General features: G+C 61.2%; 17 protein-coding genes. 4 read left to right on the top strand and 13 right to left on the bottom strand.

Going from position 1 to position 16,864, the window contains the following annotated elements:
• Positions 1-121 precede the first annotated feature (121 nt).
• From AAFG07_RS06540 to AAFG07_RS06530, 3 genes are all read right to left on the bottom strand, one after another.
• Positions 122-802 (bottom strand): ParA family protein, encoded by a 681-nt coding sequence (locus tag AAFG07_RS06540; RefSeq protein ID WP_021081815.1) that lies wholly within the window; start codon positions 800-802, stop codon positions 122-124.
• A gap of 181 nt (positions 803-983) precedes the next feature.
• On the bottom strand, positions 984-1,301 hold the full coding sequence (locus AAFG07_RS06535; RefSeq protein ID WP_342726517.1) for a hypothetical protein: 318 nt from the start codon (positions 1,299-1,301) through the stop codon (positions 984-986).
• 229 nt (positions 1,302-1,530) lie between these two features.
• Positions 1,531-1,851 (bottom strand): hypothetical protein, encoded by a 321-nt coding sequence (locus AAFG07_RS06530; RefSeq protein WP_342726516.1) that lies wholly within the window; start codon positions 1,849-1,851, stop codon positions 1,531-1,533.
• A 394-nt stretch (positions 1,852-2,245) separates the two neighbouring features.
• Here AAFG07_RS06530 and AAFG07_RS06525 point away from each other — a divergent pair, with 394 nt between their 5' ends.
• On the top strand, positions 2,246-3,505 hold the full coding sequence (locus AAFG07_RS06525) for a site-specific integrase (protein WP_342726515.1): 1,260 nt from the start codon (positions 2,246-2,248) through the stop codon (positions 3,503-3,505).
• Positions 3,506-3,969: 464 nt separating this feature from the next.
• Entirely contained in the window at positions 3,970-4,524 is a 555-nt protein-coding gene (locus AAFG07_RS06520; protein WP_342726514.1) for an Lrp/AsnC family transcriptional regulator, read from the top strand.
• Positions 4,525-4,553: 29 nt separating this feature from the next.
• Here the strand turns inward: AAFG07_RS06520 and AAFG07_RS06515 are convergent, their stop codons facing one another.
• Positions 4,554-5,528 carry a quinone oxidoreductase gene (locus AAFG07_RS06515; protein ID WP_342726513.1) on the bottom strand — a complete coding sequence of 325 codons (975 nt, stop codon included), beginning with the start codon at positions 5,526-5,528 and terminating at the stop codon, positions 4,554-4,556.
• A 688-nt stretch (positions 5,529-6,216) separates the two neighbouring features.
• Here AAFG07_RS06515 and AAFG07_RS06510 point away from each other — a divergent pair.
• Positions 6,217-7,608, top strand: coding sequence for an FAD/NAD(P)-binding protein (locus tag AAFG07_RS06510; protein WP_342726512.1), 1,392 nt, complete (start codon positions 6,217-6,219; stop codon positions 7,606-7,608).
• Between the two features lie 74 nt (positions 7,609-7,682).
• Here AAFG07_RS06510 and AAFG07_RS06505 read toward each other — a convergent pair whose 3' ends face one another.
• The 3 genes from AAFG07_RS06505 to AAFG07_RS06495 are packed head-to-tail and all read right to left on the bottom strand — an operon-like array spanning position 7,683 to position 10,744.
• Positions 7,683-8,519: an ABC transporter ATP-binding protein gene (locus tag AAFG07_RS06505; RefSeq protein ID WP_342729070.1), complete on the bottom strand. Its 837-nt coding sequence runs from the start codon at positions 8,517-8,519 to the stop codon at positions 7,683-7,685.
• Positions 8,516-9,319 carry an ABC transporter permease gene (locus AAFG07_RS06500; RefSeq protein WP_168855571.1) on the bottom strand — a complete coding sequence of 268 codons (804 nt, stop codon included), beginning with the start codon at positions 9,317-9,319 and terminating at the stop codon, positions 8,516-8,518. The genes AAFG07_RS06505 and AAFG07_RS06500 overlap by 4 nt, the downstream gene beginning before the upstream one ends.
• 3 nt (positions 9,320-9,322) lie before the next feature.
• Positions 9,323-10,744 carry an ABC transporter substrate-binding protein gene (locus AAFG07_RS06495; protein WP_342726511.1) on the bottom strand — a complete coding sequence of 474 codons (1,422 nt, stop codon included), beginning with the start codon at positions 10,742-10,744 and terminating at the stop codon, positions 9,323-9,325.
• Positions 10,745-11,187: 443 nt separating this feature from the next.
• Here AAFG07_RS06495 and AAFG07_RS06490 point away from each other — a divergent pair, with 443 nt between their 5' ends.
• Entirely contained in the window at positions 11,188-11,904 is a 717-nt protein-coding gene (locus AAFG07_RS06490) for a Crp/Fnr family transcriptional regulator (protein WP_342729069.1), read from the top strand.
• Here the strand turns inward: AAFG07_RS06490 and AAFG07_RS06485 are convergent, their stop codons facing one another.
• The 6 genes from AAFG07_RS06485 to AAFG07_RS06460 form a co-directional block, all read right to left on the bottom strand.
• Positions 11,905-12,867 (bottom strand): HEAT repeat domain-containing protein, encoded by a 963-nt coding sequence (locus tag AAFG07_RS06485; protein ID WP_342726510.1) that lies wholly within the window; start codon positions 12,865-12,867, stop codon positions 11,905-11,907. It abuts the gene before it with no gap.
• Between the two features lies 1 nt (position 12,868).
• A complete protein-coding gene (locus AAFG07_RS06480; protein WP_050420777.1) occupies positions 12,869-13,102 on the bottom strand; it encodes a ferredoxin family protein in 234 nt (77 codons plus the stop codon).
• A 17-nt stretch (positions 13,103-13,119) separates the two neighbouring features.
• Entirely contained in the window at positions 13,120-14,856 is a 1,737-nt protein-coding gene (locus tag AAFG07_RS06475; RefSeq protein ID WP_342726509.1) for a fumarate reductase/succinate dehydrogenase flavoprotein subunit, read from the bottom strand.
• Positions 14,857-14,865: 9 nt separating this feature from the next.
• Positions 14,866-15,159 (bottom strand): DUF971 domain-containing protein, encoded by a 294-nt coding sequence (locus AAFG07_RS06470; protein ID WP_342726508.1) that lies wholly within the window; start codon positions 15,157-15,159, stop codon positions 14,866-14,868.
• A gap of 69 nt (positions 15,160-15,228) precedes the next feature.
• Positions 15,229-16,050, bottom strand: a complete 822-nt coding sequence (locus tag AAFG07_RS06465; protein ID WP_342726507.1) for an ABC transporter permease — start codon at positions 16,048-16,050, stop codon at positions 15,229-15,231.
• A 4-nt stretch (positions 16,051-16,054) separates the two neighbouring features.
• On the bottom strand, positions 16,055-16,852 hold the full coding sequence (locus tag AAFG07_RS06460; protein WP_342726506.1) for an ABC transporter ATP-binding protein: 798 nt from the start codon (positions 16,850-16,852) through the stop codon (positions 16,055-16,057).
• Between the last annotated feature and the right edge of the window lie 12 nt (positions 16,853-16,864).

The raw sequence follows: 16,864 nt of genomic DNA, 5'->3' as shown, positions 1-16,864 counted from the left end.
CTCGAGATTCCGGGTCTGGTGCTTACGCACCATCCCGGAATGACATCTCACCGAATAAGCACCACGCAAAAAACGCGCGAGTGCCGCGCGTTTCTTTCCAGTTCGAACCAAAGCGGCGTTGTTACGCCGCCTGCTTGTGCATCGCGCCGGAAGCCGACGCCGTGCCGCGGATCGCCTTGATCGAGCGTTCGATCGCGGCCCACAACCGATTGATCTCGGCGGCAGCGCGGCCTTCCGCATAATATTCGCGCGCGCCTTCACCCTGGCCGAGCGCCATCAGAAGGTCGGCGCGGTTGGTGATCTGGCCGCTCCACACCGGTGCGCGGAATTTCGCCAGCGCCTCACGCGCGATCGCGACGATGCGGCTTTCGGCGCCGTCACGCTGCGCAGGCGCGCCGTTGATCACGACGGCGTAGGGCTTGCGCATCGAGCGGCAGGTCTGAATCGTTTCCTGCACCGCGTTGACGTCGAACACGCCGGGCCGCGCCGGAATGATCACCATCGTGGCGTTCTTGATGGAGTCGTCGACCACGGCCGACAAATTCGGCGGCGTGTCGATGAACACCCACTCGATGCCGTCGCGCTTCGCTTGAGCAATGATCCCGCTGACCGAGTTCACCGCCGTCTTGATCGCCGGCTCGTTGGTGCCGCGCAATTTATGCCAGAGCGTCAGCGAGCCCTGCGGATCGGCGTCGATCAGCAGACAGGGCTTCGTTGCCTTGTGCACTTGCGCGGCGAGGTGAGCAGCCAGGGTACTTTTCCCCGAGCCCCCTTTACGCGAAGCGAAAACAATCACGTTCATACGTTGGCCTCCAGATTGACCCCAGGAGGCGAAAATGAATCAGCACGCTGATTCGCGAAAGAAGAAACTTCTTGCAATCCGCAAAGTGGCCAAGATTACCGGCGCAGTCTGCTTTTTGAGTCACACTCAACTTATGACACAACCGAAAATGGAAGCGCTAAGCGTTTGATAAGACTCACGCCTAGCGCTTTTCGGCAGTTTTGGCGCGCTGGCGCGCGATCCACTTGCGCTCGATCCAGCCGAGCAATTGCGCCGTCGGTTTCTGCAACAACGGCACATCCTGCGCGAACAAAAGGAGTCCGAGCGGCAACATCCAGAGTCCGAGCACCGGCAGGAAGCTGAAGATGCCGCCGATCATCAGGAGGATCGCGAGCGGAATCCGCACGTAGCGCGATGACGGCTTGCGCAGCCACGCGACGAAGCGCGCCGGCCTTTCCGGAAGCTTGGCTTCGAACCAGGCGAAGTGCCGATCGATCTCTTGCTTGTCGTATTCGCTCACGCGCCTCACTCCATCCGTTCCGTCGCGAAACGGATTTGGCAAACCACACAAGCTCCAGAGATGATGCTGCGTGACAGCGTCACAAGGCGTCAGTCTGTCGCGCATGACGGTCTTGAAATTGCCGCCGAGCCATCAGCACGCGCGAATGCACAACGGTTCGCGTCAGGACAACGCGCCGAGGCTGGCGGCTCTCGCGTGCGCGTGATGGGAACCAGCTCAGGGGCGGACGTCAGTGGGTGGACTTCTTCGCCTTGTGCGAGTTGGAGAGCTTCCGCTTCGCAGGCCGCCGCTCGCTCGCCTCGCGCGGCTCGGGATCTGCGCGGAAGAACACGCGGCAGGCCGGTGACAGCTGCGCCCTGTTCCTGATCATGCAGGCCGTGATGCGATCGACATCGGGAATCTCGGGACCACAAAGCCGGAACGCATCCGGCGTACAGGCCTGCTGCTGGTCGGGCGTGTAAGCCTCACCCCGGCCCGGCAGCAGCAGCGCTGCAAGGACGATCGAGAGCACCAACGCAAACGAAAATCTCCTTGAACCGGCGGTCCCCATGCATCCCCCCAAAGGTGTCACTAGGCGTCGTTAAGGCGTCGTTTCGGGGAGTGTGGGTGATGGCACGAGGAAGTGCAAGCGGGCGAGATGACACGCCAACGGCGATCAAAGGCACGGCAAGCGATCTTGCGATGGCCCGAGCTTGCGACGTCGCGTTGGGTGGTGTGGATGGTACAGTTGGGTGGGCTCGAACCACCGACCTCCTGTTCCACAGACACAGTAAGGGCTCCGCCGGGTCTACGCTATTTCCGCCGTTTCCACGAAAACTGCAGCATTATCAAATAATAATACCGTCGTGTCTCGCCTTACCTACGCTGCAATTGGCGCTATTCTGGTAGCTACGTGGTAGCTACAGAGGCAATCAATGGCGGTCTCGAGTATTACGATCCGAGCAGTGCAAGCACTCAAGCCGGGCGAGACTATTTGGGACGCAGACCACCGCGAAGCGGTGCGGGGCTTTGGCGTTCGGCGTCAACGCGACCAGGCGACCTATGTCCTCAAGTACCGCGTGTTCGGCCGGCAGCGCTTCGTCACCATCGGTCCTCATGGCGCCCCATGGACCCCCGAACTCGCACGCAGGGAGGCTAAGCGGCTTTTGGGCCTGGTTGCCGATGGCAAAGACCCGGCGGACGAGAAAGCCAAGGCACGCCTGCAGGCGGCTGACACGCTCCTGGTGATCACCAATCAATATCTGCGGAACGCCAAACAAAGGCTGAAGCCCCGGACATATTCCGAAATCGAACGCTACTTGTTGGTCAGTTGGAAACCCCTGCATCCGGTTTCGGTCTTCCAGATCACCCGCCGCCATATCTCGGCTCGTGTCGCTGACATCGCATCAGGTCATGGAAAGGTCTCAGCGGCCCGCGCCCGTACCGCCCTGTCCTCGATGTTCAACTGGGCAATTCGGGAAGGCCTCGACATTCCCGCCAACCCGGTTCTCGGCACCAACCGACCGGCGCAGCCGGGAAGCCGCGAACGGGTCCTGACCGAGACGGAGCTGTCAGCCATCTGGCGGGCCTGTGGCGATGACGATTACGGACGCATTGTGCGTCTGTTGCTCCTCACAGCCCAACGCCGTGATGAGGTGGGCAGCATGCGATGGGCCGAACTCGATACCGTTTCGGGGCTCTGGACGCTGCCAGGCGCCCGGACCAAGAATCAACGCGAGCACTTGCTACCATTGGTTCCCGCCGCCTTGGCCCTGCTCCCGCCCCGCCGAAATGGCCGAAACTTCCTCTTTGGTGATGGGCCCCGACGCAGTGATGACCCGCATCGTGGGTTCTCGGGCTGGTCAAAATCGAAAGCGGCGCTTGATTTACGGATCGCGGAAGCCTTGGGCGAACCCCTGCCCCATTGGACAATTCACGATCTTCGGAGATCAGCATCCACGGTGATGGCCGACCGGCTTAGCGTGTTGCCACACATCGTGGAGGCGATCCTAAACCACGTCAGCGGACATCGGGCTGGCGTTGCCGGCGTGTACAACCGTGCTCGGTATGCATGCGAGATGCGCGAGGCGCTCGAACGCTGGGCAGACCACGTTGCGACCCTGCCAGGCCAGAAGCCCAAGGCCGACCGACTTCGCGGACCAACCGGACCGAACTTGCCAACGCAAGCAAGGGTCGCGACCAACCGGCAAGAGCCTACAGGGTGACATTCCCTGAGCGTGCCTCGGCTCCTCTAATCCAGGCGCCAAAGGACACTCGGGGTCCGTCTCCAGATTAAGGAACTGGCTTGCAGGCTATCGGGGAGAGCCGCCGACTCTGTCGAACGGCGGGTTTGAATCAGGGAGGCGCACCGCCGATACCGACATTCAGTTCGGGTTGCGATTTGATCCCCCGCCCGCCACCTAGCCCGCGCATGTCCCAAGGTATTGATCCTTCTCGTCCTGAGGTCGTTTCGCGCGACCCGTGCGTGTTGTCGACCATGCCTGCGCAACAGCAGCGCTTTACTCGACGGGACTTCTTTTTCGTTGAGCGGACCGATGCACTACGCGGGGCCACGATTGTAGAAAGCATTGCCCCGGCAATCGCCTTTTTCAAAATATCATCGGCTTGCGGAGAATAACCTTTCAATTAACATTGTCTGCAACAGCTCATTTGGAAGAAATTTCTGCACATGACCGACATCCAAACGCCTTCGGCAGCGCCGTCCCGTCGCCTCGATGCCATCGATCGCAAGATCTTGAGGGTGCTCCAGGAGGACGCATCATTGTCGGTCGCCGAGATCGGCGAACGTGTCGGGCTGTCGTCAACGCCTTGCTGGAAACGCGTTCAACGCCTGGAGACCGAGGGCATCATCACCGGCAAGGTGGCGATCGTCGACCAGAACAAGATTGGCTTGGGTCTGTCGGTATTCGTTTCGGTCGAGAGCGACGATCACTCGGACGCGTGGCTGAGACAATTCGCGACTGTCGTCAGCGCGATGCCTGAAGTCCTCGAATTCTATCGCATGGCAGGTGATGTCGACTACGTGCTGCGCGTCGTCGTCGCCGATATGCAAAGCTACGATCTGTTCTACAAGAAGTTGATCGGCGCGATCGCGCTGAAGAACGTGACCTCACGGTTCGCAATGGAGAAGATCAAGTCCGTTACGGCCCTGCCCGTACCACCACTTGAGCTTCCGAAGCCGCACGCCCTCCCAGCTCGATCTCCCGCTGAAACGAGAGTTTAGCGGGCAATCGAGCCTAGTGCCAAAATCGACTAAACGAGAAGCACCGTCGATCCCGTCGTTTTGCGCGCGGCGAGATCGGCATGAGCCTTGGCTGCGTCCTTGAGCGGATAGGTCTGATTGATCTCGATCTTGACTGCGCCCGACCTTACGACCTCAAACAATTCGTTCGCCATGGCGACCAAATTCTCGCGCTTTGCCCCATAGGTATTGAGTGTCGGTCGGGTCACATAGAGCGAGCCCTTCTGCGCCAGGAGACCGAGATTGAGTGGGTCAATGGCTCCCGAGGATTGCCCGAACAGCACCGCAAAGCCGAGCGGCGCGAGGCAATCCAGCGATTTCAGGAACGTATCCTTGCCCACCGAGTCGTAAACCACCGGCACCAGCTGGCCCGCGGTGAGTTCCTTGACGCGCGCGACGAAATCTTCGCGGGAATAGACAATAGCGTGTGTGGTCCCGTGTTGCTTGGCGAGCGTAGCTTTCTCGTCGGTGCTGACGGTGCCGATCACGGTCGCACCAAGATGCTTCGCCCATTGGCCCAGGATCAGACCAACTCCGCCGGCCGCCGCATGCAGTAGAATAGTGTCGCCGCTCTTGACGCGGTATGTCTGCCGGATGAGATACTGCACGGTGAGGCCCTTGAGCATCATGGCCGCCGCAGTCTTGTCGTCGATGCCGTCCGGGAGCTTGAGCAAGCGATCCGCGGGTATCAGGCGCTCTTCGGCATAGGCACCCAGCGGTGAACTGCCATAGGCGACGCGATCACCTGACTTCAAATTCGTGACTCCCGGGCCGACCTCCTCGACGATCCCGGCTCCCTCGCTCCCAAGACCACTGGGAAGCGGCACATTGTAGACACCAGCGCGATTATAAATATCGACGAAGTTGAGGCCAACGGCGGTGTGACGGATCCGCGCCTCGCCAGGGCCGGGCTTGCCGAGCTTGATCTCCTCCCATTTCAGAACTTCGGGGCCACCGGGCTGATTGAAGCGAAAGGCATAAGTCATGAACCGGCTCCTGCGGACAACGAGTTGCGGCGAAGCATAGCGATCCGCCCGCCCGCGCTGACCATATCAGCGTGACACGACCCGGCAATCGACCGCTTGGTCATCTTGCCGTGAGCGCATGCAGCTCGGAGGCTGCCAGAGCCAATAGCCAACGCTTCACCGCCGCGAAGCAGAGGAGCCTCGAGTTCACGGTGATTGCGGTCCATGCACGGGGAATGAGATTTCAACCGCGACCTCATCAAGACAATTACTCTCCTCAGAAGAGCCGCAGAACAGCGCATCGTTTTCGAACTTACACTCACCGTCGACATTCAAACGCGAGCGGCGCGAAGACATGATATCGTTAGAAACGAATTCCTGGTGCGAAGGAGGGTCTATGCGTCGGATATCTTCCTGGCTTCATTCCTTCAGTGGAACGGTTCAACGGTTCCAGGCAAAATGTCGCAAGCTTGCACGACCTGACCGAACCGACGGGCGCGAAGACCCGTACGAGTTCTTCTTTTTTGGCCCTCACGTCTAGTGACTTTCTCCCCGTATCGACCCCGCTGAGTAAAGCGGACGGCTTTCCTGAGGCTTGGGCGTCAGCACTCCATCCCTGCCTCTGACGTCGCGTATCGACTTGCAGTCAAAGGCATGAATTGCCGGCGTCGCACGCCTGGTGCGGCCGGCCGATCAATGGAGTGGCAGCATGATGGGCCTCCGTAGGCGGCACGTGATCATCATCGGTGGTGGCGCCAGCGGCGTGCTGCTAGCTTATCAGCTGTTACATCAACCTGCCCGCGATCTCCGCATCACGCTGATCGAGCAGCGCCCGGATATCGGCCGTGGCATCGCCTATCACACCGGCAATCCCGATCACCTGCTCAATGTGCGCGTCGCGAATATGAGCGCGCTGCCGGACCAGCCTGATCATTTCTGGGGCTGGCTTAGCTCGCGCGAGCTCGATGTTCCCCTCTGTCCGGATCCCTATTGTTTCGTGCCGCGACGCATCTATGGCGACTACATCGCGAGCTTGCTCGAACAGCACACGTCCGATCCGGCAGACGTGGAGCGTCTTTCCATCGTTCGTGGGACTTGTGTCGATATCAACGAAGGCCAAGCAGGGGTGACGGTCACGCTCGACGATGGTCAATCGCTGGCCGGCGATGCCGCCGTTCTTGCGACCGGACATGACATGCGCGCCAGCCGCGCGGGTTATGCGGATCCGTGGGCGCCGCCGTCGACCGCGCCGGTTGATGCCGATGCGGCAGTCCTGCTCCTTGGCACGGGACTGACGATGATCGACTACGTGCTGTCGCTGTTGCGCGACGGCCATCGAGGGCCGATCATCGCGATGTCGCGGCGCGGCCTGCTGGCAAAGCCACATCGGCGTGTCAATGCCCAGCGCATTGACGAAGCCGATGTGCCGTTTGGCGCCAGCATCAGCAAGCTGCTTCACTGGCTCCGCAGCCGTATCGCGCGGAATGCGGCCGAGGGGGGTGACTGGCGTGGCGTGATCGACGGCCTGCGGCCCTACACCCAGCGGCTGTGGCACGAGCTTCCGCAGGCGTCCAAACACCGCTTCCTCGAACACGCTCGCGCCTGGTGGGATGTGTATCGGCACCGGATGGCGCCGGAAGTCGAGGCCCGCGTGTCTCAAGCAATCTATGCGGGGCAGCTCAGCCTGTTAGCGGCCAAGGTCATCAGCGTCGCGCCGACCGACGACGGAGCCCGCATCCACTATCGCCGGCGCGGTGATACCAGGATCCTCAACATGCAAGTGGGCGCCGTCGTCGATTGCACCGGCATCGTCAAGGATCCGCGCGCCACGCCAAACCCGGCAATACGCGGCCTGTTCGAACGCGGCCTGGCGCGCGTCGACCCGCTCTGCATCGGTATTGAGACAGATCGCAACTGTGCCATCATCGGCCGCGATGGCGAAGTCTCGCAACGGCTCTTTGCTGTGGGCCCGCTGACGCGGGCAGCGTTCTGGGAGATCATCGCGATTCCCGATATCCGCAACCAGTGTGCCGCTCTCGCCGCCAGGCTCACCGAGCCGACCGGCTCTCGTCGAGCAGAGCTGGCGCGGGTCCGACCTTAGCTGCTGGCGCCCGTCAGAGTGAATGGCGGCCACGCGAGCCAGGTAGCGACGCTAACGGAATCTCTCACGCATCCCTACCTGATCCCGAGCGGACTCAAACGCGCAAGCGGCTCCGGGCTATCCGGCTGTCTGAGGAGATCGAGAATCCGGCGCTTCAGACGCACAAAATCCGGCTCGGTGACAAGCTCAGCCCGGCGCGGCCGGCCGAACGGGAGGCGGATGTCCTCGATGACCCGCCCCGGTCTGGCGCTCATGACAATGACGCGGTCCGCAAGAAACAGCGCTTCCTCGATATCATGCGTCACGAAGATGGTCGTTGTCGGGATTCTCGTCCAGATGTCGAGCAGAACCTCCTGCATCATGCTGCGAGTCTGCGCATCCAGTGCGCCGAACGGTTCGTCCATCAACAGCACACGTGGCCGGTTGATCAGAACACGCGCGATCTCGACACGCTGCTGCATCCCGCCTGAGAGTTGCGAAGGATAGAAGCGCTCGAAGCCCTCAAGGCCGACCAACCGCAGAATCTCGTCAGCGGCCTGATATCGCTCGCTCCTGCCCACGCCGCGCATCTTCGGGCCGAAGCCGACATTGTCGCGAACACGCTTCCACGGAAACAGCGTATGTTGCTGAAATACGATTCCCCGATCCGGACTCGGGCCAAGAACCGCCTGGTCATCCACGGTCAAGCGCCCTCGTGTTACCGGCAGGTGGCCTGCCAAAGCACCGAGCAAGGTGGATTTGCCGCAACCGGATGGGCCGAGCACGCAAACCAGTTCACCCGGCGCGATTGCGAAATCGAGATCACGGACAGCCTCAAAGGCGTCAGCGCCACCCCCAAGCGAGATCGATATGCGCTCGATGCCGATACGTCCGACGGATCTCGTCGAAACATCAGATATCCGAATATTCATCGTGCGACCGCTGGCTGCCGCCATGGCATCAGATAATGCCCCAATGTCGTCAAGAGCCAGCTACTGCCCATGCCAAGCAGGCCGATGATGAGCATGCCGACGATGATATCGGCATAATTCTGCAGCGTGTAAGCCTCCCACGTGTAGTAGCCAATGCCGAACTGGCCGGAAATCATCTCCGCGGTCACGAGGCAGAACCACGATGTGCCCATGCCGATGGCGAGCCCGGTAACGATGCTCGGCGCGGCCCCCGGCAGTACGATCTCACGCAGAATGGCGGCAGGCGTGCCGCCGAGACTGCGCGCGGAGGCAACCAGCCGGCGGTCGATATTCGCAACACCATGCACGGTGTTGAGAATGATAGGAAACAAAGCGCCGATGAAAGTGATGAAGATCATCGAAACTTCCGACGATGGAAAGATCAGGATCGAGAGAGGTATCCAGGCCACCGCCGGGATCGGCCGCAACAGCTCGAGCGGTGGCAGCAACAGGTCGCTCGCGGCGCGCGAGCGGCCGATCGCAAAGCCAAAGCCAATTCCCAACAAGACCGCTGCGCCGTACCCCGCAAATACCCTCCACAGGCTGCTGCCGACATGAGCCAGTAACTTGGGCGACTTGAGCAGTATGATTGCGGATTGCAGAACTTCGGTCGGCGGCGGCACATTGCGGAATGTGACGAAACCCAGGCTCAGGTGCAGAACTGAGGCGAGTTGCCACAGCACGATGCAAGCGACTATCGAGAAACCCCGAACGAGCCAGCGCGCCCACGGCACCTGGACAGCGGTGCGAGTGGTCGTCATTGCTCAACGGCTCGCTACAAGCGATTCCCGTGCGCCGGCATAGTCCAACACCACGCCACCATGCGCCGTCGACCACCTTTCGGCCCCATCCTTGAGCAGGAACGCACTGAGCTCTCCCTTTGGCGACCGCACAAACCACGCCTGACTTGCGAACAGCTTGATTCCGGTTTCGCGATCCTGGGCATAGATGACGCGAATCGCCTTGCCTTGCTTTTCCAGGGCCGCAAGAGCCGTCAAAGCGCCTTCCGGTGAACTGAAGTGCTGAACGAGCGGCTCGTCCTTGATCCAAATCTGAGCGACACGGCCGAAATCCGTGATCTTGGCGCCAGTCGTCGCATCCAGGACCTTCAGCCCAAGCTGGTCGTAGCTCTTCAGCCGCGCTTCGTAGTCACCGCCGGCTTCCGCAACGGCCGCCCGGATGTATTTGTCGGTCACGAACTGATTAATGTCGAGGTCGCTATCGGCGCGCTTCAACAGCTTCAGTGTCTTGATCGAGGTGGCCACTGCCTGACGATACTCGGGCTTCCAGGTCACGTCGCGCGTTTGCAGGCCGAGCGGTCCATGGAACAGATAGACGACCTCCGCCTCGATACCGGTCACCTTGGCAATCAGATCGCTGTATTTTTCCGGCTCGTTCGCGATCAGGCGATCCGCCTCGAGCGCGGCGCGCAGGTAGGCAACGACGATCTCCGGATACTTTTCCGCGTAATCGGCATCGACCAACGCCCCGTGAAACGTCGGCGCATTGGCTTGCGAACCATCAAAGATCTTCCGGGCAAACCCACGCCAGGGAAACAACTCGGCAAACGGAACGAAATCGGCGTGCGCCTCGATCTTGTTGGCCTGAAGCGCAGGACCCGCGACTTCAGGCGCCTGGGTGATGATGTTGACATCCGTCTCCGGGTTCCAGCCCTCGGCTTCGATCGCGCGCAGCAACATGCCGTGCGAGGTCGACGCGAAGGGTACGGAAATCGTCTTGCCCTTGAGATCCTTGATCGACTGAACCGGAGAGTTCGAGGGCACTACGATGCCGTTGCCGCTGCCCTTCGTGCTGCCGGACAGAACACTGATGAAGAGGCTCCGGCGGCCCGCCTTCTGGAACGCCACTCCGTTGAGCGAACCCGGAAAATCCGCCATCGCGCCAAAGTCCAGCTTGCCGGCCACCATTTCGTTCGTCAGCGGGGCGCCGCTGGTGAAGTTCTTCCATTGGATGTCGTAGGTGACATCCTTGTACTTGCCGTCATGCGGCAGGAATTTCTCCAGCAGCTTGAGCTCACGAATCAATAGGCCGCCTGTCGCGCAGTTGATGGTGGTGTCCTGCGTCCCGACCGCGACCCGGATGGTCTCGGCCTGCGCTATCGCGGCAAGGCCAATTAGGGCAAGCGCGGCGGTGGCTGCTGTCTTCAAAAAGGAAAGCGAACGCATCGGCCCATCTCCAACGATCGATCGGCGGCCGGCAGCCACCGCAAAACGCAAGACCGGACTATCGAGCCGACACCACGGTAACAGAAGCAATTACTTGCATCGCGTCGGAGACGTCATTCGCTGGGGGATTCCAATCGCGGCATCCAGCAAACGCTTCAAATGATTTTCTCACGCCAGGCAGATCGGCAGTAAATCCATTCCAGCGGAATGTCGTTCTCGCGTCAGGTTTGCTAAGTGCGCCAACGGACATTCAAAGAAGTGGACTTCGCCATCTCCTCACACTTAGCTAGGGGACGACAGCGCAGGACATCCGGGCCGCAATGACCACAATCAAGGAAGCTTCCGAAGGCTACGCGCGCACTCCGATGGTGCAGACAGGCATCTCCGCGGACGGTAGCTATCGAACAAGGGATAGCCTTGCGGTCTCCAGCGGACCGCGCGCAATGGCCAGCGACTCCGCTTTCTTCATGAGCGAGAGCATCGATGGCCTCAACGTCGGCGCGCAGTTCCTGGATCGCTTGTCCGCCGAAGAAAAGGCCCAGGTCCTGGCCGCCGGACGTACCGTTTTCACCGCCCAGGGGGAAATGGTGTTCAGCCAGGGGGAGCACCACAGCGGCATTTTCATCATCGGGAAAGGACAGGTCCGCGTCTACTACACTGCGCCATCCGGCCGGGAGATCACCCTCGCCTACTGGACGCCAGGCCACTTCATCGGCGGTCCCGAGATCTCCGGCGGCGGACCTCACATGTGGTCCGGCGTGGCAATGGAGGACTGCGAGATCCTGGCCTTGTCCAGCCCCGCGCTGGAAAGATTGCTGGTCCAGGTGCCGGCTTTCGCACTGGCGTTGATCGATGGACTCATCGCCAAGGGCAAGTGCTATTCGTCGATGGCGCAGATGCTCGGAACTCGCTCGGTGATCGAGCGGCTCGCCCAGTATCTTTTGAATCTCGCCGAGCTTTATGGAATCGCCGACGGCGATACAGTCATCATCAACCGAAAATTGACACATGACCAGATCGCCGCGATGGTTGGCTCGACCCGTCAGTGGATCACCATGATGCTGAAGCGATTCCAGACCAAGCGCATCATCGCGATCGAGGACGGCGTCATAAGGATCAGGCGGCTCGATCTGCTCGAGGACATCCTGTTCAAGGAATAGTCAGCCGCCGCCAATCTGCCCAAGCGCCCAGATCACCGTCTTTCGAACGTCGGGATCCGCATCGCCAGTATGCCGCGTGAGGGCGTCGCGTGAGCGTGGATCTGCGATATCACCGAGCGCCGCGGCAGCATCCTTGCGCAACGAAGGCAACTCGTCGTCAAGGAAGGCAACAATAGCTTCGACCCCGTCTCGAACACGCAACCGGCCAAGATTTTGCAATGCCTTCTGACGAACTTGCCAGTAGCCGTCGGCAAGCGACGCAATCAGCGCGCCAGCGGCTGAAGCCTGACCGATCCGCCCAATCGCTTCGGCCGCAGCAGCCCGGACCTGCCACTCCGAATCCGAGAGCGCGGCGGCAGCGGCCTGAGCCGCGACCTCGTTCCGAGCGAACGACAGCGCGTTGACGGCCGCAAGCCGGACATCCGCAGATTTGTCCCGCGTTGCGCTGATCAAGGATGGCAGCGTTTCAGTCTTCTTGAGATAGCCGATGACTCCCACGGCCTGCACACGCACGCCGGGATCGTCGTCACCAAGCCCTGTGATCGCAGGACCGAGCGATGCATCGACCTGGAGTGCCTTCAGTGCCCGAAAAACCGCCGCGCGCACAAAGGCGGCCGGATGGGTCACTAACGGCAGGAGGACGCCACTCGCCCCGGGATCGCGGAGTTCGGCAAGACTGTCAGCGGCCGCCCGGGCAACCTCCACCACGGGGTCGGGTACTGCGCAGATCAGAGCCTTGGCAACGTCGATGCCGTCGAACTCGCCAAGCGCTTGCGCGGCCTGCTGGCGGACCACCGGTTCAGCGTCGAGGATGGCACCCGCCAGCAGCGGAACCGCCTCGCCACTCGACGTCTCCACGAGGTCCAGCACCGCCAGTCGGCGCACCGATGGGTCTTCACTCGATAGCCGTTCAGCAATCTCCCCGAGATCCCCGAACGTTTCAAATGGCTCGAACCCGGTCATGTCAGCGCAACAGATAGGGAATGTTGACCGTCACGGCGCCGGTCGGGCAATCGGTCTCGCAGGGCATGCAGTACCAGCACTCGTCGTATTTCATGTAGGCCTTGCCGGTGAGATCGCTGATCCGGAGCACGTCCAGCGGGCAGACGTCGACGCAGACCGTGCACCCCTTGTCGGCAATGCATTTGGCCTCGTCGACGACGACTGGAACAGCGGTTGGCGTATGAGCAATTGGCATGAGACGTCCGCTTCTCTCTAGGCGTGCTGCCGGATGCGCTGGCGGTCGTAGGCCGAGCGCTCGGATTCGTCGATTGGCACAATATAGGGCGCGACCGGCCGCTTCTCCGCGGTCATCTGTCCGTCCCGTTTGCGCAGGATGCTGTGGCAGAACCACTCGTCATCATTCTTCTCGGGATATTCGACGCGGTGATGATAGAGCCCCCAACGGCTCTCGGTACGAAACAGCGAAGCAAACGCCGCCATTTCGGCACAATCCAGGATCGACGCCGCTTCCAGTGAACGCATCAGTTCATGCGCGTCACGCACCACCATCGCGCTCTCCATATCCTCGCGGATTTCGGCAAAACGGGCCTGCCCCAGCTTCATTTTCGCGGTCACTTTCGGCGGCTGAAGATAGTCATTCACGAAGCGTCGCGTCTTGTATTCAAGCTGGTTAGGCGGAATGCCATCCTCTCGTCTTGTCGCGGCCAGCACGCGTTGCTGCTCGCGCACGACATCGGCGGCGTTGTAGTCGGCGAGGTCGATGTTGGCTGCAACTTCCGCAGCGTGCTCGCCCGCCACCGCCCCGTTGGTGAAGGCGCCGAGCATGTAATTGTGCGGGACGCTTGCCATGTCGCCGGCCGCATAGAGACCCGGCACCGTGGTACGCGCAAATTCGTCGACATAGACGCCCGAAGCGCTGTGCCCGGAGCAGAAGCCGATCTCGGAAATATGCATCTCGATCATGCGTTCGCGGTAATTTGTCCCCCGATTCTCGTGGAACCGTCCCCGTGACGGTCGCTCGACCTGATGCAGGACCGCCTCGATCTTGCCGATCGTATCGCTGTGCAGATGATTGAGTTTCAGGAATACAGGTCCCTTGCCGGACTGCAGCTCGTTATAGAACTCCTGCATCATCTGTCCCGACCAGTAGTCGCACTCGATGAAGCGGTTGCCTTCGCTGTTGGTGGTGTAGGCTCCGAATGGACCGGCCACGTATGCACAGGCGGGACCGTTGTAATCCTTGATCAACGGATTGATCTGATAGCATTCAAGGTTCGCGAGCGCGGCGCCGGCATGGTAGGCCATGGCATAGCCGTCGCCGGAATTGGTGGCGTTCTCGTAAGTGCCCCAGAGATAACCCGATTGCGGCAAGCCCAACCGGCCCGCGGCACCGGCACACAGGATGACGGTCTTCGCACGGAACACCAGAAACTCGGCACTGCGGGTGTTGACGGCGATTGCACCGGCGATCTGCCCGTCGCGTCCGGTCAACAGCCGTGTCGCCATGTAGCGGTTCGAAATCAGCACCTTCTCGCGGCGCAATTGGCGATAAAGCGCCTTCTTGACGGTATCGCCGTTCGGCATCGGCAGTACGTAAGAGCCGAGATGGTGAACCTTCTTGACGTCGAAATCACCGTTCTCGTTCTTCTGGAACTTGATGCCAAAGCCGTCGAGTTCCTGGATGATTTCAAAGCAGCGTGACGCATATTTGTACACGGGCGCCTGATCGCAGATGCCGTCATTGGCGATCGTAATCTCCTTGGTGTACTGCTCCGGCGTCGCGTAGCCCGGGACGACCGCGTTATTCAGCCCGTCCATACCCATCGCGATCGCGCCAGAGCGCTTGACGTTGGCCTTCTCGAGCAGAACGACGCGCGCTCCCGGACTATGGCGCTTTGCCTTGTAGGCCGCCATCGGTCCGGCGGTCCCCCCGCCGATCACCAGGATGTCGCAGACGACCTCCGTCAGGCCACTTTTGATCTCATCCATATTGTACCCTCAGGCTGGCTGCTGGCCGGCGAGCTCGCGCAAATAGGACCACGGGTAGATTCCGCGGTCATGGCCATCCGAAAAATGGAGCCGCAGCGCGTAATTCCCGATTGGTTCGATCGCCGCGATGTGAAGATCCGGCGGGAGCGCCAGTTCGATGCCCTCAATCTGCCGACGGATTTCGCTGGCCGCACGGCTGGCTCGGCGCAAGGCCGCCGCGTCAACCTGCCGGGTCCCGCAATCCGGCCAGGTCAGCACTAATGCTGTTGCGTTTTCGCATAGCTCGACTTGGGATGGTTGCACGTCGCCTCTCCTTCTTGCCACGGCTTGTAGGCCGGGCCGTCGCCTCTGGCGCGCAATAAATTGCTTTCGCTATCTTGTGACCGGACGACCAGAGGCTCGCTCGATTTGCGAGCCCTTCTGTCCTGCCTGCTCGGCGCCGTACCAGGGCAGCAACCTGTGGACCGCGCGTTCAAACAGGAGATCGGCCGCAAATCCCATCCCGCCGAGCACGATCAGCCCGACGAACATCTGATCGACTCGAAATACCTGTTGTGACATCTGGATCAGATAGCCGACCCCGAACGCTGCTCCGGCCAATTCGGCGGCCACCAGAACGACCAGCGCAACCGACAGGCTGACGCGAAGCCCGGCGATGATGAAGGGCAGCGCGCCGGGTATGACGACGTAGGCGAAGTTGCGCCAGCCACCTGCGCCGAGACTCGCTGCCGCCCGTCCGAGCAGCGGGCTCACGTCGCGCACGCCGATATAGGTGTTGACCCAGACCGGGAAAAAGACGCCCCAGGCGATCAAGAATATCTTGGAAGTCTCGCCAATGCCGAACCAGAAAATCGCCAGTGGAACGAAGGCAAGCGACGGAACGGCGCGAAACATCTGCACGAGGGGATTAATCGTACCGTGTAACAGCGGCGATTGCGCCATCGCGACGCCAAGCGCCACGCCAAGCACTGAACCGCCGAGGAACCCGATCGCGGCCCGCAGCAAGCTGGCACCGAAATGGCGCGGCAATTCGCCCGTCACGAGCAACTCCCATGCGGATTGGACGATCGTGGTCGGCGCGGGCAGCATCACATTGTTGACGAGGCCGCTTCGGCTGAGCGCCTCCCACGCGCCAAGGAAGGCGAGCGTACCGATGATGCCAGCGACGCTGTGGCGGCTCACGCCGAAAGCCATGTTCTTACTCCGCCGTTTCTAGACCGATTGCCCGTGCGACGTGCTCGTAAAGCTCATTGAAGCGCGGCGCCGTACGACGGCGTGGACGCGGCAGATCAATTCTGATGTCCTCCACGATCCGTCCCGGGTTCGGCGACATGACGATCAGCCGGCTCGCAAGCACGAGCGCTTCGGCGATGTTGTGGGTGACGAACAGGATGGTCGGCCGTTCCTGCCGGTGAATCTCGACCAGCTTGGCTTGCAGGGAGCTCCGCGTCATCGCATCCAACGCCGCGAATGGCTCGTCCATCAGTAGAAGCGACGGACGGGTTGCAAGCGCGCGTGCGATGGCGATGCGCTGTTTCATTCCGCCTGATAGTTCGAACGGATACTTCGCACCAGCATCGGGCAGGCCAACGAGCCCAAGCAGATCGTGCGCAATCTTCGCTCGCTCGCGCGCAGCGCGCCCCGCCATCCGGAGCCCGAACTCGACATTGGCCTGCGCCGTCAGCCATGGGAACAAGGAATAGTCCTGAAACACGACGCCGCGTTCGGAACTCGGCCCCTTGATCGCATGGCCACCGACGCGAACGACGCCCCCCGCAGGCATGACAAAGCCGGCCAGGATGTTGAGGAGCGTGGTCTTGCCGCACCCGCTCGGCCCGAGAACGCAAACGAATTCGCCTCGATCGACGGTGAGCGAGATGCTGCCCAGCGCGGTAGTACGGCCGCGGCCGGAATCGTAGACATGCCCCAGCTCGATGCAGGTGATCAGCGGCTCACCGACGGCGGTCTGCGATGCGATCTCCACCCTCGCATTCATTCCGATTGACCA

Source organism: Bradyrhizobium sp. B097 (genome assembly GCF_038957035.1).
Lineage (GTDB): Bacteria > Pseudomonadota > Alphaproteobacteria > Rhizobiales > Xanthobacteraceae > Bradyrhizobium.
This window is presented reverse-complemented; position numbering and strand designations above follow the sequence as displayed.

Coding starts and splice junctions, on each gene's coding strand:
- AAFG07_RS06500 (WP_168855571.1), bottom strand. CDS start 9,319: ATGACGACCACTCGCACCGCTGTCCAGGTGCCGTGGGCGCGCTGGCTC.
- AAFG07_RS06465 (WP_342726507.1), bottom strand. CDS start 16,050: ATGGCTTTCGGCGTGAGCCGCCACAGCGTCGCTGGCATCATCGGTACG.
- AAFG07_RS06510 (WP_342726512.1), top strand. CDS start 6,217: ATGATGGGCCTCCGTAGGCGGCACGTGATCATCATCGGTGGTGGCGCC.
- AAFG07_RS06505 (WP_342729070.1), bottom strand. CDS start 8,519: ATGAATATTCGGATATCTGATGTTTCGACGAGATCCGTCGGACGTATC.
- AAFG07_RS06540 (WP_021081815.1), bottom strand. CDS start 802: ATGAACGTGATTGTTTTCGCTTCGCGTAAAGGGGGCTCGGGGAAAAGT.
- AAFG07_RS06520 (WP_342726514.1), top strand. CDS start 3,970: ATGACCGACATCCAAACGCCTTCGGCAGCGCCGTCCCGTCGCCTCGAT.
- AAFG07_RS06530 (WP_342726516.1), bottom strand. CDS start 1,851: ATGGGGACCGCCGGTTCAAGGAGATTTTCGTTTGCGTTGGTGCTCTCG.
- AAFG07_RS06495 (WP_342726511.1), bottom strand. CDS start 10,744: ATGCGTTCGCTTTCCTTTTTGAAGACAGCAGCCACCGCCGCGCTTGCC.
- AAFG07_RS06515 (WP_342726513.1), bottom strand. CDS start 5,528: ATGACTTATGCCTTTCGCTTCAATCAGCCCGGTGGCCCCGAAGTTCTG.
- AAFG07_RS06480 (WP_050420777.1), bottom strand. CDS start 13,102: ATGCCAATTGCTCATACGCCAACCGCTGTTCCAGTCGTCGTCGACGAG.
- AAFG07_RS06475 (WP_342726509.1), bottom strand. CDS start 14,856: ATGGATGAGATCAAAAGTGGCCTGACGGAGGTCGTCTGCGACATCCTG.
- AAFG07_RS06485 (WP_342726510.1), bottom strand. CDS start 12,867: ATGACCGGGTTCGAGCCATTTGAAACGTTCGGGGATCTCGGGGAGATT.
- AAFG07_RS06460 (WP_342726506.1), bottom strand. CDS start 16,852: ATGAATGCGAGGGTGGAGATCGCATCGCAGACCGCCGTCGGTGAGCCG.
- AAFG07_RS06490 (WP_342729069.1), top strand. CDS start 11,188: ATGGCCAGCGACTCCGCTTTCTTCATGAGCGAGAGCATCGATGGCCTC.